Genomic DNA, 19,913 nt, shown 5'->3' on the forward strand with positions numbered 1-19,913 from the left:
GCAGGTCCACGAGTCCGGGTCAGTGACCCCGGCGGAACCGCTTCCTAGACTGAGGGCTTCTCAACTTCTGGAGATGCCGATGCATCAGCACATGCCCCTGTCACCCGGGATCGATGTGGGCGAATCGATCGAGGCCGCGGCGGCCCGCCAGGCGCGGGAGCGCGCGGAGGAAGACGCGGAGGAAGACGCGGAGGAAGACGCGGAGGAGGACGCCTGGCAAGCCGAGCGCGACGCCGAGATCGCCGCCAAGGAGCGGGGCTGCGCCTACGCGATGACCTGCCTCGACTGCCGCCACCTGCCGCCGGACGACCGCCTGAGCGATCCGGATTCATTCATCCGCACGATCTTCAAGAGCAAACGCATCGCGCGACTCATCGTGCATGCGCGCGAGGGCTGCGAGACCTGCCCCTATCTGCCGGAGAACTACGGCAAACCGGTGCGGGCCCGCGTGGGTGGACTCGACGATTGGGAAGACGGTCCTGAAGTCGAGCGCATCCGACGCGCGCGGTTCGAAGCCTGGGAGGTACAACATGGATCGCGTTGAACCGCTCTACATGCTCGACACCAACATCCTGAGCTACATGATGGATCCGAAAGCGCGGGTGCAGCGCGTCTATTGCGAAGAGCGATTCGCGGCGCTGCGGGGACGGATCGCCATCAGCGTGATCGTCCAGGCGGAGGTCTTTGCCGGGCTCGAAAAGAATCCCTCGCCCGGCAAGGAACTGCGCCTGCGGGAGTTGATGCGCCGCATCCGCGTCGAATACCTCGGCCCGGGCCTGTGGTTCTCCGATCTCTTCGCCTGTATCAAGGCCTCGCTGGAGCGGCGAGGCCTGCCCAAGGAGCAGTTCGACATGGCGATCGCCGCGCACGCGATGGCGCTCGGTGCGACCTTGGTGAGCGACGACAAGGCGCTGTCGCACATCGAGGGCTTGAAGCTGGAGACCTGGGGCGTCGCCGAGTTCGCGAACCGGCGGCGTGGCGTCGCGGAGCCGGCAGCCGCGTATCTCCCGCTGCGAGGTCTTGCGGGTCCTGGCCTGGACCTGCCGCCGGCAGCCTGGATGACCGGCGCACGCGCCGCCCCCTACGCCACGGCCCATGCGCATTGAGGCCCGCCCCGGCGAGTGCGCTAAGCTCCCGCCCGTCCCCGCCGGCTGGTCGTCCTGATCGCCGACGGGGACCTTCCGCGTTCAAGCGCCCCCTGCCCCACTCGCGCCCCATTCGCGCCCCGCTCGCCCCACTCGCCGCCCTGCCCGCATGACCTCCTCGTCGACCTCCACCTCCCCGCTGTCCCCGCTCGTCCTGCAGGGCTTCACCGCGCCGCTGGCGCTGCGCGACTTCAAGCTCGCCGCCTTCGACATGGACTCCACGCTGATCACGATCGAATGCATCGACGAGATCGCCGCGGCCGCGGGCCGCAAGGCCGAGGTCGCCGCGATCACCGAGGCCGCGATGCGGGGCGAGATCACCGACTTCAAGGACAGCCTGCGCCGCCGGCTGGCGCTGCTCAAGGGCGTCGGCGAGGACGCCCTGGCGCAGGTGCTGCGCGACCGGCTGAGATTCAATCCCGGCGCGCGCGAACTCTGCGCCGCGCTGAAGGCGGCGGGCCTGAAGCTGGTGCTGGTGTCGGGCGGCTTCACTTACTTCACCCGCTTCGTCGCGGGCGAGCTGGGCATGGACTTCGTCCGCAGCAATGAGCTGGAGATCGTCGACGGCGCGCTGACCGGCGGCCTGGTGATGCAGGACTGGGGCGACATCTGCGACGGCGAGGAGAAGCGCCGCATGATGCTGGCCTGCGCCGAGCGCATCGGCGCCACGTCCGCGCAGTGCATCGCCGTGGGCGACGGCGCCAACGACCTGCCGATGATGGGCGCCGCCGGCCTGTCGGTCGCGTACCACGCCAAACCCAAGGTGCGCGAGCAGGCGATGGTCGCCATCAACGACGGTGGCCTGGACCGGCTGCTGGACGTGCTGCGCTGACCCGGCCACGGCGGCCCGCCCGCGCATTCATTCACGACCATCCCCCCGGGCGCCGCCGCCCCGCCCGCCGGCGCTCTTGAAGCGGCGCCGCTTCCCTGCCATGCTCGCCGGGGCTACAGGGAGCAGCGATGCGGGAACAGCACGCGACAAGAACCGATGAGCAGGCCTCCATCGACCACCTCCAGCGCGACGTGCTGGAAGCGGTGGCCCTGGGCCGTCCGCTGGCCGCGGTGATGGACCTGCTGTGCCGCGGCGTCGAGACCTTGGCGCCGGAGGTGATCTGCTCGGTGCTCTCGGTCGACGAGGACGGTCGGGTCCATCCGCTGGCGGCGCCCAGCCTGCCCACCTCCTTCAGCGGCGCCCTGGAGGGCTTCTCGATCGGCCCGCGGGCGGGCTCCTGCGGCACCGCCGCCTGGCGCCGGCAGCCGGTCGAGGTCACCGACATCGCCAACGACCCGCTCTGGGCCGATTTCCGCGAGCTGGCATTGCCGCACGGCCTGGCCGCCTGCTGGTCGACGCCCATCCTGCTGGGGACGGACCAGGTCGTCGCCACCTTCGCCCTGTACTACCGCGAACCGCGCGCCGCCGCGCCCTTCCATCGCCGCATGGTGCAGGCCTGCGCTCAGCTGTGCCAGATCGCCTTCATGCATGACCGGCACCAGCGCGAGATCGAACGCCTGGCCTACTTCGACGGCGTCACCGGCCTGCCCAACCGCACGCTGCTGGCCGACCGGGCGCGCCAGGCGCTGCTGCTGGCCCTGCGCAGCGAGTCGCCCGCCGCGCTGCTGCTGCTGGACATCGACCGCTTCAAGACGGTCAACGACTCGCTCGGGCACGCGGTCGGCGACCAGGTGCTGAAGCACATCTCCAAGCGCCTGTCGGGAGCGCTGCGCGACAGCGACACGCTGGCGCGGCTGGGCGGCGACGAGTTCGTCGCGCTGCTGCCGGGCTGCACCGTCGAGGATGCGATGCATGTCGCCGACAAGCTGCGCGCGGTGCTGGAGGCGCCGATCCCGCTCGACGGCAGCCATGCCCGGGTGCAGATGACGGCCAGCATCGGCGTCTGCGGCTTTCCCAAGGACGGCCAGGACCTCGACCAGCTGCTCAAGAACGCCGACATCGCGATGTACGAAGCCAAGCGCGCCGGCCGCGATTGCGCGCGCTTCTTCCTGCGGGCGATGAACCAGGCGCTGGACGAGCGGCTGGACATCGAGGCGGCGCTACGCCACGCGTTGTCCCAGGGGCTGCTGCAGCTGCACTTCCAGCCCAAGATCCGGCTGAGCGATCGCCGGCTGGTCGGGGTCGAGGCCCTGCTGCGCTGGCACGATGCCGAGCGCGGCTGGGTGCCGCCGGACCGCTTCATCCCGGTCGCCGAGGAGAGCGGCCTGATCAACGCGCTGGACGCCTGGGTGCTGGAGCAGTCCTGCGCCCAGCTGGCGCGCTGGCGGGCCCAGGGCGTCGACGTCCCCGGCCTGTCGGTCAACGTGTCGCCGCAGCGCTTCCACCAGGATGACGTCGCGGCGCATGCGCGGGCGCTGCTGGCGCGGCACGGCCTGGCGGCGAGCGACCTGACGCTGGAGGTCACCGAGCGGCTGATGCTCGACGACACCAGCCGCCCGCGCGCGCAGCTGCAGCAGCTCCATGAGATGGGCGTGGGCGTGTCGGTGGACGACTTCGGCACCGGTTATTCCAGCCTGAGCTACCTCAAGCGGCTGCCGGTGACGGAGCTCAAGCTGGACAAGAGCTTCGTGCGCGACCTGGAGCAGGATGCCGACGATCGCGCGCTGTCCAGCGCCGTGATCGGCATCGGCCGGTCACTCGGGCTGACGGTGGTTGCAGAAGGCGTGGAGACCGCCGGCCAGCGCGACCTGCTGCTGACGATGGGCTGCGACGCGGCGCAGGGCTGGCTGTTCGGCCGGCCGATGGCGCCCGAGGCCTTGCCGGGTTGGATGGCGGTGCACGACGCCGCCGCGTGAGCCGGCGGCAGGTGCACCAGTCGCCGCGGTCGCCCCGATCACAGCAGCCGTAACGGCCGTAGCAGTCGTTGCAGTTGCTGAAGACGCCGCGGTCGCGGGTCGCTCAGCCGGCCGGATGCACCGCGCTGGGCGTGATGACGACGCCGTCCTCGTCGGCGTAGAGCCAGTCGCCTGGACGGATCCACATGCCCTCGATTTGCACCGGCAGGTCGGCGAGCCCCGGCTCGCGGCGCTCGGTGGGCATCGGAACATGGCCGAGCGCGAAGATGCCCACGGCCGCTGCGCGCAGTTCCTCGAGGTCACGTACCGCGCCATGCACCAGCACGCCGGCCCAGCCGTTCTTCGCGGCGCTGGCGGCCAGGTTCCCGCCCAGCAGCGCGCGCCGCAGCGACGCGCCGCCATCGACCACCAGCACGCGGCCGGCCCCGAAGCTCTCGACGGCCGCCTTCACCGGCGTGTTGTCGTCCAGGCAGCGCACCGTCGCCACCGGCCCGGCGAAACGCGCCTGTCCGCCGTAGCTGCGGTACAGGCTGCCGGGCAGCCAACGGGTGGCGCCACTGCTGTCCGACTTCAGCGAGTCGCAGAGGTCGCAGGTGGAGAAACGGATTGCGGCACGGCTGGAAGCGCTGGGGCTGGTCATCGGGTCACTCCTGGAAGGGTTCGATCATCGATGCGGTCATTGGGGCGATCATCGGCGCGGTCTTCAACGCCGGCTCGTCGCGGTCGTCATCAGGCGGGCGCGCGGTCTCGCTCCGGCTCAGGCTCAGGCGGGCGGCAACACCTCGACGCGCTGGCCGTTGAACTCGACCACCTGGCCGGCACGGACCTTGGCGGTCTTGCGCAGCTCGACCTGGCCGTCGACGCGGACCTGGCCCTCGGCGATGAAGTGCCGGGCCTCGCCGCCGCTGCCGGTCAGCGCGGTGGCCTTGAGCAGCTTGTCGAGTTCGATGAAGTCGCCGCGCAGGGCGAAGGGGATGGCGGATGCGGACATCCGTGCATTCTCCGTCAGTGGCCCAGGCGCTTGATCGCCGCCTCCCGGATGCTGCTGAGCGTGGCGCGGCTGGTGGAGATCTCCACCGGCAGCTTCAGGTGGAGCAGCGTCGGCACCTGCGCGGCGATGGCCGCTCTCAGCGCGGGTTCCACCTCCTCGGTGCGCGAGGCGCTGTGGGCCTGCCAGCCGTAGGCGCGGGCCAGGGCGGCGAAGTCGGGGTTGTGCAGGTCGCTGCCGCTGACGCGGCCGGGGTATTCGCGCTCCTGGTGCATGCGGATCGTGCCGTAGCTGCCGTTGTCGACGACGACGCAGATCAGCCGGCGCGCCCCGTGGGCCATGGCGGTCGACATTTCCTGGCCGGTCATCAGGAAATCGCCGTCGCCGGCGATGTTGACGACCCAGCGCTCGCGCTGCAGCAGCGCCGCGGCGACCGCCGCCGGGAAGCCGTAGCCCATCGCGCCGCTGGTCGGCGCGAGTTGCGTGCGGCCCCCTTGATGCAGCGCGGTGTAGCGATGGAAGCGATGCAGCCAGCCGCTGTAGTTGCCGGCGCCGTTGGTGAAGATGGTCTCGGCGGGCAGCAGGCGATCCAGCAGGTGCATCACCTCCGCCAGGTCCATCGGCCCCACCGGCAGCGCCTGCTGGTTGCGCTGGTAGTCGGCGCGGGCCTCGCGGGTCCAGTCCAACCAGGGCAGCTCCGCATGGCCGCCCGGCGGCCGCAGCTGCTGCAGGGCCAGCGCGGCGCCGCTCATGCTGGCCTGGATCATCTGGTCGGCCGCGTAGACACGACCCAGTTCCTCGGGCCCAGCATGGATGTGGACCAGCTGCTGCGCCGGGCGCGGCGCCTTCAGCAGCGTGTAGCCGCCGGTGGTCATCTCACCCAGCCTCGGGCCGATCGCGAGGATCAGGTCGGACTCGGCGATGCGCCGGGCCAGCGCCGGATTGATGCCGATGCCGACATCGCCCGCATACAGCGGGTCGCGGTTGTCGTAGAGGTCCTGGAAGCGGAAGGCGCAGCCGACGGGCAGTTGCCAGGCCTGGGCGAAGTCCTGCAGCGCGGCGCAGGCCTGCGGCGTCCAGCCGCCGCCGCCGGCGATGACGAAGGGCCGCTGCGCCGCCTCGAGCCGCGCCTGCAGCTCGACCAGGTCGGCCGGCGCGGGCCAGGCCACCGCCGGCCTGGCGCGCGGCAGCACCGGTGCATCGGTGGGCTGCGTGAGCATGTCCTCGGGCAGCACCAGCACGACCGGTCCGGGGCGGCCCTGCATCGCGGTGTGGAAGGCGCGGGCGACGTATTCGGGCAGGCGAGCCGGGTCCTGCACCTCGCCGACCCATTTCGCCATGCCCAGCGTGCCGGGGCCCAACATCTGGCGGTAGTCGACTTCCTGGAAGGCCTCGCGATCGCGCTGGTCGGAGGCAACCTGGCCGATGAACAGGATCATCGGCGTCGAATCCTGGAAGGCTGTGTGCAGGCCGATGCTGGCATTGGTCGCGCCGGGGCCGCGCGTCACGAAGCAGATGCCGGGCCGGCCGGTCAGCTTGCCCTGCGCCTCGGCCATGAAGGCGGCGCCGCCTTCCTGCCGGCAGGCCACGAAGCGGATGCACTCGCGATGCTCATGGAAACCGTCGAGGACCGCGAGATAACTCTCGCCGGGAACGCCGAAGACATCGGTGATGCCTTGCTCGATCAGGGCCTCGACGAGGACGTGACCGGCGGGACGGGTGACGGTGCGGTGCTGATCCATGGCGGACCACTGTAGCGAGCAGCCCCGCCATTGCAAGCCGGCATTCGTCCCCTGTTGCGGCGCGGCCCCGGTCAAGCCCTCGGGAGCGGCAACTATGGGTAGAACACCGCCGGGCAAGCCCCTGTTCGGGGCCAGGTCTTGCCCAACCCTGATCAGCTCAGTGGGCGATCAGCCGCGGCCCTTGCGGACCAGGCTGGCCGCGCCGATGCCCAGCAGCAGCGCCAGCGAGGCGCCGAAGAAGACCGCGTTGTTCCAGTGGCGGTCCATCAGCGCGCCGAAGATCGGCGCGGCCACCGCGAAGCCGGTATCCAGGCCCGAATAGACGGTGCCGTACACGCGTCCCGTCGCGCCCGGGGGCGCGGCGCGCTTGATCAGCATGTCGCGCGACGGGCCCGCCAGGCCGGTGCCGAAGCCGGCCGTCGCCGCCGCGATCAGCGCCGCCGTCGCGGGCAGCCAGCCGGTGGCGGTCAGCGCCAGCAGCGCGGCGGCGGCGAACATCGCGCCGGCGATGTTGCGCTCCAGGTTCTGCGACTTCGCCACCAGGAAGCCGCCGACGATCATCCCCGCCGCGCCCGCCAGCATGTAGCCGGTCACCACGAAGGCGGTGCTGGCCAGGCTCACGCCGTACATCGCCGACAGCGCCGGCGAGGCGAAGCTCTGGATCGCGCTCAGCGCCGAGGTCGTGAAGAAGAAGAACGAGAAGCACAGCCACACCGACGGCAGCTTCAGGAAGGCCATCGGATGCTCGTCGACCGGCGCCTTGGCCGCGCCGGCCTTCTCATGGCCCCAGGCGCCCTGGCTGTCGTCGATCGCGTCGCGCTTGAACGCCAGCAGGGCGATCACGAACAGCGCCCAGGCCGCCGTCGCGGCGTAGCCGAGCCGCCATTGGCCGGTCGCCTCGTGCATCGAGATCAGCAGCACCGGCGCGACCGCCCAGCCCAGGTTGCCGGTGATGCCGTGCACCGAGAACGCATGGCCCAGCCGCTGCTGCGACACCCGCTTGTTGAGGATGGTGAAGTCCACCGGGTGGAAGGGCGAATTGCCCAGGCCGGCGAGCGCGGCGGCCAGCGCCAGCCCGACGAAGCCCTGCGCCGTCCCCGCCGCCAGCGAGGCCAGCACGAAGCAGCCCAGCGCGACGAACAGCACCGGCCGGGCGCCGGTCTTGTCCACCAGGAAGCCCGACAGCGCCTGCCCCACGCCGGAGATCACGAAGAAGATCGTCACCAGCAGGCCCAGCTCAGAGTAGCTCAGGCCGAATTCCCGCATGAACACCGGGAACAGCGGCGGCAGCAGCATGTGGAAGAAGTGGGAGGTGCCGTGCGCCAGGCCGATCAGGCTGATGGTCTGGATGTCTCGCTTGGCGCTCTGCGCGGGGCTCAGCGACGGGAGCGCGGCCGCGGTGGCGGTGGTGGTGGCGGAATTCATGGGCGAAATGGTGACAGGGCCTTCACGACGGAATTACGATAGCCGGCCAAGTTCTGTCGAGTTTCCGCCATGAACCCCTCCCGCCCCGCCGTCGCCCCCCCTGCCCCCTCGGCGCGATCCCGTCCGTCCCTTGGGGGCAGCCCTTCGGGCGTCGTCGGAGCGGCCCGCGCGCCCCACGCGTCCCGGGCCTCCCGGGCGCCGCTGCCCGAGGCCCCGGGCCGCACCAGCCTGCCGCCGCTCGATCCCCGCCGCTACGCGCCCAGCGCCGAGCGCCCGGTGCGCGCCAAGTCGCGCAGCCTGGACGGGCACATGGACATCCAGGCGCACTTCCACACCTGGGGCCAGTTCGTCTTCTCGGTGACCGGCGTCGTGCGCGTCAGCACCGACCGCGCCACCTTCCTGGTGCCGCCGTCGCGCGGGGTCTGGATCCCGGCCGGCGTGGTCCATGCGGTGACGGCGGTCGAGCGCTGCGAGCTGCGCACGCTCTACCTGCTGAACCCGCCGGCGGACGCCGCGGCCTGGGCCTCGAACCGCGTGCTGGAGGTCTCGCCGCTGCTGCGGGAACTGGCCGTGCAACTGGCCCGGGACGAGGTCGAGCCGGGTGACGCCGTCGCCGATCGCGAGGCCTGGATCGGCCAGTTGATCCTGGACGAACTGCGCCGCGCGCCGACGCTGCAGCTGGGGGTCGCGCTGCCGACCGACAAGCGCCTGCGCCGGCTGTGCGAGGCGGTGCTGGCCGAGCCCATGCGCCATGCCAGCCTGGACGACTGGGCGGCCGAGGTCGGCGCGAGCGCGCGCACCGTGTCGCGGCTGTTCCGGCAGGAGCTGGGCAGCAGCTACGCCCAGTGGAGGCAGCAGGCGCTGCTGGCCGAGGCCTTGCGCTTGGCCGCGCGTCGCAAGCCGATGCAGGTGATCGCCGCGGAGCTGGGTTATGCCAGCGCCAGCGCCTTCACCGCGATGGTCACCCGCACGGTCGGCATGCCGCCGAGCCGGTTTTTCGGTCACACCTAGAATTCCGGCCCTATGGAACAGGTTCTTTACGACTTCGCCCGCCAGGACGCACAAGGCGCCACCTGCACCGCCCATGCCTGGGCCAAGGTGCCGGCGCCGCTGACGCCCAGCCAGCGCCAGCAACTGAAGGCCCGCGCCGCCGAGCTGCTCAAGGCCAAGGGCGCCGTGCTGGTGGCGCACTACTACGTGGACGGCGACCTGCAGGACCTCGCCCGGGAAACCGGCGGCATCGTGTCCGATTCGCTGGAAATGGCCCGCTTCGGCCGCGATCACGCGGCGCGGACGCTGGTCGTCGCCGGCGTGAAGTTCATGGGCGAGAGCGCCAAGATCCTCAGCCCCGAGAAGCGCGTGCTGATGCCCGACCTGGACGCCACCTGCTCGCTGGACCTGGGCTGCCCGGCCGAGGACTTCGCGGCGTTCTGCGACGCCCATCCCGACCGCACCGTGGTCGTCTACGCCAACACCAGCGCCGCGGTGAAGGCGCGCGCGGACTGGATGGTCACCAGCTCCTGCGCGCTGGAGATCGTCAGCGAGCTCAAGGCCCGCGGGGAGAAGATCCTGTGGGCGCCGGACCGCCACCTGGGCCGCTACATCCAGGATCAGACCGGCGCCGACATGCTGATGTGGAACGGCGCCTGCATCGTGCATGACGAGTTCAAGGGCCTGGAGCTGGAGCTGCTGCGCGAGCAGCATCCGGACGCGATGATCCTGGTCCATCCGGAGTCGCCGGCCTCGGTGGTGGCGCAGGCGGACGTGGTGGGCTCGACCTCGGCGCTGATCAAGGCGGTGGTCGAGGGCAGCGCGCGCGAGTATGTCGTCGCGACCGACAACGGCATCCTGCATGCGATGCGCCAGCTGGCACCGGGCAAGGTGTTGATCGAGGCGCCGACGGCGGGCAACAGCGCGACCTGCAAGAGTTGCGCGCACTGTCCGTGGATGGCGATGAATGGGCTGCAGGGCCTGGTCGATTGCCTGGAGCACGGCAGCGGGGAGATCTTCGTCGAGGAGCCGATCCGCTCGCAGGCGCTGGGGTGCATCGACCGCATGCTGGACTTCACCGCTCAGCTCAAGGCCCGCCAGGCGGCCGGTGCGCTGGTGCCGGGCATCGGCGCCGCCTGAGGGCGGCGCAAGACCCCTCACCCCACCCTCTCCCCGCACGCGGGGCGAGGGAGCCATACCGCCCGCGATCATCCCCTCCCTCGCACGCGGGGTGAGAGCCTCATACCGCCCCGGTCATCCCTTCTTTCCGCACGCGGGGTGAGAGCATCAACCGCCCCGGTCATTCCCTCGCCCCCGCAAGGGGGAGAGGGTGAGGGGGTTCGCCGCAGGACCGCGATGCCAACCTCACGCCCCACACGAACGAGGGGTCGCCGGGGGGCTTTTCATTTGCGCCGGAGCGCGCGATGCTGCGCTCCATCCCCGGTCATCCCGGCCAACCCGGCCACTCCGCAGGACGCGCCCATGGACTTCACCTCGCTCTACAACCACCACGAACGCGAAGTGTTCGCCGCGGTGATGGAATCCGCGCCGCAGTATCCCGAGATCCACCGCGAGCCCGAGCTGCTGGCCGATGTCGCCTGCGTCGCGCTCAACCGCCTGCCGCCGCGCTACATCCGCCATGCCGTCGACTACTCGTTCTACCTGACCGAGCAGGAACGCCACGACGTCGACGCCGCGATCAAGGAAGCGGTCGCCCACGCCTTCGAATTCGTGCAGTCGCGCAGCGCGCTGCGGGCGAGACAGCGCTAGGCCCGGCGCCGGGCCCGCTCAGCGCGTATTGCCGTTGCGCACCAGCACGGTGGGCAGGCTGGCGGGCAGCGTGCGCGGATAGTCGCGGCTGTAGTGCAGCCCGCGGCTTTCATGCCGCAGCAGGGCCGAGCGCACGATCAGCTCCGCGCAGTCGACCAGGTTGCGCAGCTCCAGCAGGTCGCGGCTGACGCGGAAGTTGGCGTAGTAGTCGTCGATCTCCGCGCGCAGCAGGTCGATGCGGTGCAGCGCCCGCTGCAGCCGCTTGGTCGTGCGCACGATGCCGACGTAGTTCCACATCAGCAGCCGCAGCTCGTCCCAGTTGTGGGCGATGACCACCTGCTCGTCCGCATCCTCGACCTGGCTCTCGTCCCACGCGGGCAGCGGCGCGGGGTCGAGCTCGGGCTGCGACAGGATGTCGGCGGCGCACCCGCGGCCGAGCACGACGCACTCCAGCAGCGAGTTGCTCGCCAGCCGGTTGGCGCCGTGCAGGCCGGTGTGGGCGGTCTCGCCGACGGCATACAGGCCGGGCAGGTCGGCGCGGCCCTGCAGGTCGGACACGACGCCACCGCAGGTGAAGTGCACGGCCGGCACGACCGGGATGGGCTGGCGCGCGATGTCGATGCCCAGCGCCAGGCAGCGCGCGTGGATGGTCGGGAAATGTTCCTTGAGGAAGGCCTCGCCCAGGTGGGTGGCGTCCAGCCAGACGTGATCCAGGCCGTGCTTCTTCATCTCGAAGTCGATCGCGCGGGCGACGACGTCGCGCGGCGCGAGCTCCAGGCGTTCGTCGTGCGCCGCCATGAAGCGGGTGCCGTCCGGCAGCTTGAGATGACCGCCCTCGCCGCGCAGCGCCTCGGTGATCAGGAAGCTGCGTTCCTGCGGGTGGTAGAGGCAGGTCGGGTGGAACTGGATGAACTCCATGTTGGCGATGCGGCAGCCCGCTCGCCAGGCCATGGCGATGCCGTCGCCGGTGGAGGTGTCCGGATTGGTCGTGTAGCGATAGACCTTGCCGGCGCCGCCGGTGGCCATCACCACGGCGCGGGCGGCGATCGCGTCCACGCGCTGCGCGTCCATGTCGAGCGCGTAGATGCCGTAGCAGCGTGACGGCTCCTCGCGCTGCACATGGCGCGAGGTGATCAGGTCCAGCGCCATCCAGCGCTGGCGCAGCTCGATGTTGGGATGGGCCGCGGCCTTGGCCAGCAGCGCGTCGTGGATGGCCTTGCCGGTCGCGTCAGCGGCATGGGCGATGCGGCGCACGGCGTGGCCGCCCTCGCGGGTCAGGTGCAGGCCCAGCGGGCCCTGCTCGTCGGGGGTGAACGGGACGCCCTGCTCGACCAGCCAGCCGACGGCGTCGGCGCTGCGTTCGGCGATGAAGCGGGCGGTGGCCTCGTCGACCAGGCCGGCGCCCGCGTCCTGCGTGTCGCGGACGTGGCTCTCGATGCTGTCGTCGGACCCGAGCACGCCGACGATGCCGCCCTGGGCCCAGGCGGTGGCGGCCTCGTTGAGCTCCCGCTTCGCCAGGACGATCACCGGCACCCGATCGGCCAGGTGCAGCGCCACGGTCAGTCCGGCCAGGCCGGCACCCACGATCACCACCGGCGTCTGCGCGGCACCGGTCGGAACAGCTGCTGTCATCGTCATCGCCCCGTCACCAGGGCGTCATCGCTTGGGAGTCGGCGATTCTACGAGCGGTCAAATCGGCTCGCGGCAACCGGAGCCGCGAATCCCCGCGCTCAAGCCAGCATCGACTGCTGCGCGAAGATACCCGCCATCGCGCCCTGCGACGAAGCCTGGGTGACCGAGGGCAGGAAGGGCGTGGCCAGGTCGCCGGCGGCGTAGATGCCGGGCACGCTGGTCTGGCGGCGGTCGTCGACCTGGAGAACGATGCCGGTGGGCGTGTCGATCGTGGCGAGGCCCAGCGATTCATGGAGGCTGGCGGACGGCTTGTTGCGCGGGTGGGCAAACAGCACGTCGACCGCGACGTGGCGGTCGGCATCGAGATGGACGGCGGCGATGCGGCCCTCTTGATGGGCGATCTCGACGATCCGGCCTTCGACGACAGGGATGCCGCGGCCAGCAAGATCGGCCTGGACCTCGGGCGGCATGTCGTGCCCGTTGGCGAAGACGGTCAGCTGGTCGGTCCAGTGCTGGAAGAGCCGCGCCGACTGGTGGGACTGCGGGCTGGACCAGAGCAGACCCCAGTGCTGGCCGGCGACCTCGAAACCATCGCAGTAGGGACAGGGCACGATCGATGTGCCCCAGCAGTCCGCGAAGCCCGGAACGCTCGGCATCTGATCGGCCACGCCATAACTCAGGATCACGCGGCGTGCCCGACGGCGTTCGCCATCCCCGGTGAGGACCGAGAAATCGTCGATGGCGCCGGTGACGCTGTCCGCCCGCGCATTGACCAGCTTGACCGTCGGGTAACGCGCCAGTTGCCGCCGCGCCTCGGCCAGGATGTCCAGCGGCGACTTGTGATCGTGGCCGAGCAGGCCATGCGAATGGCCGGCGAAGCGATTACGCGGCAGACCGGTGTCCAGGACAGTGACCTGGCGGCGGGCGCGGCCGAGCTGCAGGGCGGCGGCGAGGCCGGCAAAGCTGCCGCCGATGATGATGACGTCATCCATGGTGAGGGCTCCGTGTTGCAAGGGGAGTACGCAAGCTTGCGTCAATTATTGGACTTTCAAGTCCAGTAATGTGCGGCCGCTATAGTGAACTGTCAAGTCCACTAATTGCGCCCATGTCTTCGACCCCGACTCCCGCTCCCAAGCCCCAACGCGGGCGGCCACGCGATCCGGAGCGCAGCCGGCGCATCCTGGAGGCGGCGCAGAAGCACTTCAACGAGCACGGCCTGGAGCGTGCCAGCGTGGACGCGATCGCCGCGGACGCGGGGGTCTCCAAGATGACCGTCTACAACAACTTCGGCTCGAAGGAAGGGCTGTTCCAGGCGGTCGTGCGCGACCGGTCGGCACCGGTGGTGGCGGGCGTCCCGGGCGCCGGGGCGCTGGATCCGGAGCAGCCCGAGAAGGCGCTGCTCGCGATCGGCACCCGCTTCCTGGCACTCGCGCGCGGCGATGACGCCCTGGGGGCGTTGCGCGCCATCTACGGCGTCGCGGGGGTGCAGCCGGAAGCCTGCCAGGCGTTCTACCGGGAAGGCCCGGAGCGCGTGATGGGCGAGCTGGCCGCCTACCTGCGCCGAGCCCACGCGGCCGGCACGCTGAAAGTGCGGCACCCGCCTCAGGCCGCGGACCTGTTCCTGTCGATGTTCTTCGGCTCCGCGCACATGCGCGGGCTGCTGAAGCTGGAGGCGCCGGATCCCCGCGAGAACCGCGCGCTTCTGCGCGAGGCCGTGCGGGTCTTCATGGCGGCATACGGCGCATGAGCGCCTTCATCGGCTTGGACGCCAGGACGGGGTCTGAAGACGTTCCTAGAACACCGGCTTCTCGCCGGCCAGCACCCGCAGGTCGTCGAGCAGCTGGAGCTGATCGTGGGCCTTGTCGTAGAAGCCGTCGGCGCCGTGCTTCTCGCACAGCGAGCGGTAGAAGTCCGGGTCGCGGCTGCTGAGCACCCACAGCTTGCCGGTGTAGCCGCCGCGGCGCGCGCGGCTCAGCACATGCATGCCGGAACCCACCTGCAGGTTGAGGTCGACCAGCACCACGTCCGGCTTCAGCGCCGGGATCGCCTGGACCGCGTCCTCTTCGCTGTCCGCATAACCCACCACCTCGACGAAGTCCAGGCCTTCGAAGAGCCGCAGGAACTGCGTGCGAATGAACTCGGAATCCTCGACGAGCAGAACACGCATGCCCTTTTCCCTTCCCCGGTCTGAATGCTGCGACGCATTCTGGCGCGAGGCCGAATCACGCAGCGGCGTCAGGGACGTCGAGTTCGCAACGGGTCGTATCCGGCGCGCGAGCAGCGCACCGGTTCAGACCACGACGGCGATCGCCGTGCACACGCCGCCGAAGCCGGCCGCGGAAGCGAGGAAGGTGACGTCGCGCCGCTCGCTGCCGCCTCGCCAGGCCATCAGGGCGACAAGGGCCAGGGTCCCGGTGAAGAGCAGTCCGGCGATGACAGGCGTGGTGAGGAGGTCCAAGGTCGTGAGCGGCGAGGTGGAAGGAAGGCCGCAGTGTGGGCGGCCCGCCCCTGCCACTCAAGGCCGGACTTCCTGGGCGCCGCTGCGGCTTTGCCGAAGCGACGCCCCTCCCCGCCTGGGATCAGCCGATCGTGATGGTCCTGGGTTCGAGGAAGGCTTCCAGGCCCATCACCCCGAACTCCCGTCCCTGCCCCGACAGCTTCACGCCGCCGAACGGCGCGAGCAGGTCGGGCGCGACGCGGTTGACCAGCACCGTGCCGGTCTCGATCCGCCCGGCCACGCGGCGGGCCCGCGCTTCATCGGCCGAGAACACATAGCCCTGGAGGCCGTAGGGCGAGTCGTTGGCGATTGCGATCGCCTGTTCCTCCGAGTCCACCGGCAGGATGGACAGCACCGGCCCGAAGATCTCCTCGCGCGCGATGTCCATGTCGTTGCGCACGTCGGTGAAGACGGTGGGCCGCACGAACCAGCCGCGCGTCAGTCCCTCGGGGCGACCTTCGCCGCCGACCACCAGGGTCGCGCCCTGTTCCTGGCCGCGCCGGATGTAGCGCTGGATGCGCTCGAACTGGGTACGGCTGACCATCGGGCCGATCGCCGTCGCCGGATCGCGCGGATCGCCGACGCGCATCGTCGCGACCGCGGTTCGCACCTGCTCGACGACCTCGGCCAGCCGCGCGCGCGGCACCAGCAGCCGCGTGCCTGCGACGCAGGCCTGTCCGCTGTTCATGAAGGCCGCGCCCAGGGCCAGCGGCACGGCGACGCGCAGGTCGGCATCGTCGAGCAGCAGCGAGGCCGACTTGCCGGTGAGCGCCAGGCTCACCCGCTTCATCGAGTCCACCGCGGCGCGCGCGATCAACTGGCCGGTCGGCGTCGAGCCGGTGAAGGACAGCTTGGCCACGCCGGGATGGGTGCCGATTTCGGCGCCCACGTCGGCGCCGCGGCCGGTCACGACGTTGACGACGCCCGGCGGCAGGTCCGCGTCATGGATCGCGCGGGTGATCACCAGCGCCTGCCAGGGGCTCAGCTCGCTGGGCTTGATCACCGTCGCGCAGCCCGCGGCGATGGCCGCGGCGAGCTTGCTGGCGATCGTCCCCGCGGCGGCATTCCACGGCGCGAAGAGCCCGGACACGCCGACCGGCCGCATCTGCAGGATCGACACGCCGTCCACACCGACGGGCCGCTCGAAGACATAACTCGACAGCGTGCGGGCGGCGTCGCCGAAGCACTGCGACGCGTAGTTGGCCACCCATTGGGACCGCGCCACCGGGCCGCCGTACTCGAGGATGGAGGACTCGCGCAGCGCATCGGCATTCGCGAGCATCGCGACCTGCAGCCGCTCCAGCATGGCCACGCGGTCCGTCACCGCGGTGCGGCCGAAGTCGGGCTGCGCGCGGACGGCGGCCTCGATCGCGCGGCGCGCGTCTTCGCGACTGGCCATGCGCGCGCGGCCGATCACCGTCTCGTCCGCGGGGTTGACGATGTCGACCTCTTCCTCGCCGGTGGCGGGGAGGAAGCGGCCGTCGATGTAGATCTGGTCGACGTGGATCATGGCGAACGGCCTGACGGCCTCAAGCTGCGATGCGCTCAATGTAGGAAGCGATCGGCCGCTTGATAAGCCATACGAAGGTTGCAGCCGCGCCGCCGGATCCGGCGGCCGGGCTCAGGCCTTCTTGGCGACCAGCGTCAGGATGTCGTAGCTCGCGACGAGCTCGCCGCGCTGGTTGGTCACCTGCACATCCCAGGCCACGACGCCCTGCGGCGGCTGGTCCGGGCGATTGCCGCGGTCGATGCGCCGCTTGCAGGTCAGGCGCGCCTGGATGGTGTCGCCGATCGCCACCGGATTGACGAAGCGCAGCGTGTCCAGCCCGTAATTCGCCAGCACCGGCCCGGGCGCCGGCGACACGAACAGCCCCGCCGCCGCCGACAGCACGAAGTAGCCGTGCGCGATGCGCTGGCCGAATTGCGTGTCCTTGGCGGCGACCTCGTCGAAGTGCATGTAGAAATAGTCGCCGCTGATGCCGCCGAAGTTGACGATGTCCGCCTCCGACACCGTGCGCCGGTGCGTCAGCAGCGAGTCGCCGACCTGGATCTCCTCGAAGTGCTTGCGGAACGGATGGATCGCGTCCTCCGTCACCTTGCCGCCGCGCACGTACTCGCCGGTGATCGCCGTCAGCATCGTCGGCGAAGCCTGCACCGCGCAGCGCTGCAGGTAGTGCTTCACCGCGCGGATGCCGCCGAGCTCCTCGCCGCCGCCCGCGCGGCCCGGGCCGCCGTGCTTGAGCATCGGCAGCGGCGAGCCATGGCCGGTCGACTCGCCGGCCGCGTCGCGGTCCAGCACCAGCAGCCGGCCGTGGAAGGCGGCCGCGTGGTACACGGCCTGCGCCGCCAGCGCCGGCGTCTTCGTGACCACCGAGCCCACCAGGCTGCCACGCCCCTTGGCCGCGAGTGCGAGCGCCTCGTCGAAGTCGCCGTAGGTCATCAGCGTCGACACTGGCCCGAAGGCCTCGACGCTGTGCACCGCCTCGTTGCGCATCGCGTCGCGACACAGCAGCAGCGTCGGCGCGAAGAAGGCGCCATCGCCGACGCCCTCGCCCACCGGCGCGAAGCCGTCGCGCTCACCGAAGACGATCTCGTTGCCCTGCGCCAGCTGCGCCAGGCGCTCGGCCACGTCCGCCTGCTGCGCCTTCGATGCCAGCGCGCCCATGCGCACGCCCTCGATGGCCGGGTCGCCGACCTTGATCTTCGCCAGCCGCTCGCGCAGCGCCGCGGCCACCGCATCGGCCTGCGCCGCCGGCACGATCGCGCGTCGGATCGCCGTGCACTTCTGGCCGGCCTTGGCGCTCATCTCCCGCATCACTTCCTTGACGAAGAGATCGAATTCGGGATCGCCCGGCTGCACGTCCGGCGCCAGGATCGAGCAGTTGAGGCTGTCCGCCTCGGCGTTGAACGGCACCGAGCGGCGGATCAGGTTCGCATTGACGCGCAGCTGCGCCGCCGTGTCCGCCGAGCCGGTGAAGGTCACCACATCGGTTTCCTCCAGCCGGTCCAGCAGATCGCCGGAACCCCCGATGACCAGCTGCAACGCGCCGCCCGGCAGCAGGCCGGATTCCTCGATCAGGCGCACGCAGGCCTCGGCGACGTAGCTCGTGGCGGTGGCCGGCTTGACGATGCAGGGCATGCCGGCGAGGAAGCTCGGCGCGAACTTCTCCAGCATTCCCCACATCGGGAAGTTGAACGCGTTGATGTGGACCGCGACGCCGCGCTTGGGCACCAGCACGTGCGTGCCCATGAACTGGCCGACCTTGCCGAGCTGCTGGGCCGGGCCTTCATGAACGATGTTGCTGGACGGCAGCTCGCGCCGGCCCATCGACGCGTACGCGAAGAGCGTGCCGAAGCCGCCCTCGATGTCGATCCACGAATCCGGCCGCGTGGCGCCGGTGTGCGCGGAGATCGCGTACAGCGCCTCCTTGCGCTCCTGCAGGTAGGCGGCCAGCGCCTTCAGGATCGCCGCGCGCTGTTGGAAGTCGAGCGCGAGCAGCGCGGGCAGCACCTGGCGGCGCGCGAAGTGCAGGCTCTCGCCGAAGTCGATCTCCTCGGCATGGGTCTGCGCCACCAGCCGGCCGTTGACGGCGCTGTGCAGGCCGCGCGCGGCGGTCGAGCCGATCCAGCGACCGGCGATCAGGCTTTGGAGGACGGGGGTGGCGCTGAGACTCATGGCTGATACTTCCAAGTTCCGTTTTCGATCTTGACCATCACGCGGGCGCGTTGATCCAGGCCCAGGTGGTCGTTGGCGGACATGGTGAACACACCATGCGCGCCGGGCAGTTCCTTCACGCCTTCGATCGCGTCGCGCAGCGCCGCGCGGAACTGCGGCGTGCCGGGCTGGGCCTTCTTGATCGCGTTCGGGATCGCCGCCTGCAGCAGCAGGCCCGCATCCCAGGCATGGCCGCCGAAGGTCGACACGCTGCCCTTGCCGTAAACCTTCTCGTACTCCGTCACATAGACCTTCGCGCTCTTCTTGGCCGGATGGTCGGCCGGCAGCTGGTCCACCACCAGCACCGGACCGGCGGGCAGGAAGGTGCCCTCGACATCCTTGCCGCCCACGCGCAGGAAGTCGTTGTTGGCCACGCCGTGGGTCTGGTAGTACTTGCCCTGGTAGCCGCGCTCCTTGAGCGTCTTCTGCGGCAGCGCCGCCGGCGTGCCGCTGCCGCCCACCAGCACCGCGTCCGGCTTGGCCGCCATGATCTTCAGCACCTGGCCGGTCACCGAGGTGTCGGTGCGGTTGTAGCGCTCGTTGGCGACGATGCTCAGGCCCTTGCTGGCGGCGACCTTGTTGAACTCGCCGTACCAGCCCTCGCCATACGCATCAGCGAAGCCGATGTAGGCCACCGTCTTCACGCCCTGCGCCTGCATGTGGGTGGCGATGGCCAGCGCCATCATGATGTCGTTCTGCGGCGTCTTGAAGACCCACTTCTTCTTCGCATCCATCGGCTCGACGATGCGCGCCGACGCCGCCATCGAGATCATCGGCACCTGCGCCTCCGACACCGCGTCGATCATCGCCAGCGAGTTCGGCGTCACCGTCGAGCCCACCACCACGTCGACCTTGTGCTCGGTGATCAGCTTGCGGGTGTTGGCCACCGCGGTCGTCGTGTCCGACGCGTCGTCCAGCACGATGTAGTTGACCTTCTGCCCGGCGATGGTCTTGGGCATCAGCGCGAAGGTGTTCTTCTCCGGGATGCCCAGCGAGGCCGCCGGCCCCGTCGCCGAGACCGTCACGCCGACGTTGATGTCGGCGCGGGCGGCGCCGCCCAGCGCCATCAGCGCGGCGCCGGCCACGGCCAGCAGGGTCTTCTCGATGCGTGTCATGTCGTCTCCTTGGAATGTCGTTGTTCAGGAACGCAAGGGAATGGGAGGTACTGCTACTGCGACTGCAAGGGGGCGATGCTCCTCCG

Annotated in this window: 19 protein-coding genes; 8 read left to right on the top strand and 11 right to left on the bottom strand. The window is 70.5% G+C overall.

Annotation, left to right across the window (positions count from 1 at the left end; genetic code table 11):
• Window positions 1–22 precede the first annotated feature (22 nt).
• The 4 genes from FHT37_RS11240 to FHT37_RS11255 all read left to right on the top strand — a co-directional run bounded on the left by FHT37_RS11240 (window position 23) and on the right by FHT37_RS11255 (window position 3,953).
• Entirely contained in the window at window positions 23–544 is a 522-nt protein-coding gene (locus tag FHT37_RS11240; protein WP_183480810.1) for a hypothetical protein, read from the top strand.
• Window positions 531–1,106 carry a PIN domain-containing protein gene (locus tag FHT37_RS11245; protein WP_183480811.1) on the top strand — a complete coding sequence of 192 codons (576 nt, stop codon included), beginning with the start codon at window positions 531–533 and terminating at the stop codon, window positions 1,104–1,106. Before FHT37_RS11240 ends, FHT37_RS11245 begins: the two co-directional genes overlap by 14 nt.
• A gap of 148 nt (window positions 1,107–1,254) precedes the next feature.
• Window positions 1,255–1,977 carry a phosphoserine phosphatase SerB gene (gene serB, locus FHT37_RS11250; protein ID WP_183480812.1) on the top strand — a complete coding sequence of 241 codons (723 nt, stop codon included), beginning with the start codon at window positions 1,255–1,257 and terminating at the stop codon, window positions 1,975–1,977.
• Window positions 1,978–2,105: 128 nt separating this feature from the next.
• Window positions 2,106–3,953, top strand: coding sequence for a bifunctional diguanylate cyclase/phosphodiesterase (locus tag FHT37_RS11255; RefSeq protein WP_221211000.1), 1,848 nt, complete (start codon window positions 2,106–2,108; stop codon window positions 3,951–3,953).
• A 103-nt stretch (window positions 3,954–4,056) separates the two neighbouring features.
• Here the strand turns inward: FHT37_RS11255 and rraA are convergent, their stop codons facing one another.
• The 4 genes from rraA to FHT37_RS11275 form a co-directional block, all read right to left on the bottom strand.
• Window positions 4,057–4,593: a ribonuclease E activity regulator RraA gene (gene rraA, locus FHT37_RS11260; protein WP_091732022.1), complete on the bottom strand. Its 537-nt coding sequence runs from the start codon at window positions 4,591–4,593 to the stop codon at window positions 4,057–4,059.
• Between the two features lie 123 nt (window positions 4,594–4,716).
• Window positions 4,717–4,944: an RNA-binding S4 domain-containing protein gene (locus FHT37_RS11265; RefSeq protein ID WP_147240705.1), complete on the bottom strand. Its 228-nt coding sequence runs from the start codon at window positions 4,942–4,944 to the stop codon at window positions 4,717–4,719.
• Between the two features lie 14 nt (window positions 4,945–4,958).
• Entirely contained in the window at window positions 4,959–6,683 is a 1,725-nt protein-coding gene (locus FHT37_RS11270) for a thiamine pyrophosphate-binding protein (RefSeq protein WP_183480813.1), read from the bottom strand.
• Between the two features lie 168 nt (window positions 6,684–6,851).
• Window positions 6,852–8,108 (bottom strand): MFS transporter, encoded by a 1,257-nt coding sequence (locus FHT37_RS11275; RefSeq protein WP_183480814.1) that lies wholly within the window; start codon window positions 8,106–8,108, stop codon window positions 6,852–6,854.
• Between the two features lie 69 nt (window positions 8,109–8,177).
• Here FHT37_RS11275 and FHT37_RS11280 point away from each other — a divergent pair, with 69 nt between their 5' ends.
• From FHT37_RS11280 to FHT37_RS11290, 3 genes are all read left to right on the top strand, one after another.
• On the top strand, window positions 8,178–9,119 hold the full coding sequence (locus FHT37_RS11280; RefSeq protein WP_183480815.1) for a helix-turn-helix domain-containing protein: 942 nt from the start codon (window positions 8,178–8,180) through the stop codon (window positions 9,117–9,119).
• 12 nt (window positions 9,120–9,131) lie between these two features.
• Window positions 9,132–10,238, top strand: a complete 1,107-nt coding sequence (nadA, locus tag FHT37_RS11285; RefSeq protein ID WP_091732003.1) for a quinolinate synthase NadA — start codon at window positions 9,132–9,134, stop codon at window positions 10,236–10,238.
• Between the two features lie 342 nt (window positions 10,239–10,580).
• A complete protein-coding gene (locus FHT37_RS11290; protein WP_091731999.1) occupies window positions 10,581–10,868 on the top strand; it encodes a late competence development ComFB family protein in 288 nt (95 codons plus the stop codon).
• Window positions 10,869–10,886: 18 nt separating this feature from the next.
• On the opposite strand, the gene nadB is transcribed toward FHT37_RS11290, so the two are convergent.
• Both nadB and FHT37_RS11300 read right to left on the bottom strand, forming a co-directional pair.
• Window positions 10,887–12,500: an L-aspartate oxidase gene (gene nadB / locus FHT37_RS11295; RefSeq protein WP_091733767.1), complete on the bottom strand. Its 1,614-nt coding sequence runs from the start codon at window positions 12,498–12,500 to the stop codon at window positions 10,887–10,889.
• A gap of 98 nt (window positions 12,501–12,598) precedes the next feature.
• Window positions 12,599–13,492 carry an NAD(P)/FAD-dependent oxidoreductase gene (locus FHT37_RS11300; RefSeq protein WP_183480817.1) on the bottom strand — a complete coding sequence of 298 codons (894 nt, stop codon included), beginning with the start codon at window positions 13,490–13,492 and terminating at the stop codon, window positions 12,599–12,601.
• A 113-nt stretch (window positions 13,493–13,605) separates the two neighbouring features.
• Here FHT37_RS11300 and FHT37_RS11305 point away from each other — a divergent pair, with 113 nt between their 5' ends.
• The gene (locus tag FHT37_RS11305) at window positions 13,606–14,247 is read left to right on the top strand and encodes a TetR/AcrR family transcriptional regulator (protein WP_091731992.1); all 642 of its coding nucleotides are present in this window, start codon (window positions 13,606–13,608) and stop codon (window positions 14,245–14,247) included.
• A 45-nt stretch (window positions 14,248–14,292) separates the two neighbouring features.
• On the opposite strand, the gene FHT37_RS11310 is transcribed toward FHT37_RS11305, so the two are convergent.
• The 5 genes from FHT37_RS11310 to FHT37_RS11330 all read right to left on the bottom strand — a co-directional run bounded on the left by FHT37_RS11310 (window position 14,293) and on the right by FHT37_RS11330 (window position 19,827).
• Window positions 14,293–14,667: a response regulator transcription factor gene (locus tag FHT37_RS11310; RefSeq protein ID WP_183480818.1), complete on the bottom strand. Its 375-nt coding sequence runs from the start codon at window positions 14,665–14,667 to the stop codon at window positions 14,293–14,295.
• Window positions 14,668–14,790: 123 nt separating this feature from the next.
• Window positions 14,791–14,958, bottom strand: a complete 168-nt coding sequence (locus FHT37_RS11315) for a hypothetical protein (protein ID WP_175538442.1) — start codon at window positions 14,956–14,958, stop codon at window positions 14,791–14,793.
• 121 nt (window positions 14,959–15,079) lie between these two features.
• On the bottom strand, window positions 15,080–16,507 hold the full coding sequence (locus FHT37_RS11320) for an aldehyde dehydrogenase family protein (protein ID WP_183480820.1): 1,428 nt from the start codon (window positions 16,505–16,507) through the stop codon (window positions 15,080–15,082).
• Between the two features lie 111 nt (window positions 16,508–16,618).
• Entirely contained in the window at window positions 16,619–18,673 is a 2,055-nt protein-coding gene (gene paaZ, locus FHT37_RS11325; protein ID WP_183480822.1) for a phenylacetic acid degradation bifunctional protein PaaZ, read from the bottom strand.
• Entirely contained in the window at window positions 18,670–19,827 is a 1,158-nt protein-coding gene (locus tag FHT37_RS11330) for an ABC transporter substrate-binding protein (protein WP_183480824.1), read from the bottom strand. The genes paaZ and FHT37_RS11330 overlap by 4 nt, the downstream gene beginning before the upstream one ends.
• Between the last annotated feature and the right edge of the window lie 86 nt (window positions 19,828–19,913).

Source organism: Mitsuaria sp. BK037, from assembly GCF_014193045.1.
In the GTDB taxonomy this organism is placed as follows: domain Bacteria; phylum Pseudomonadota; class Gammaproteobacteria; order Burkholderiales; family Burkholderiaceae_C; genus Roseateles.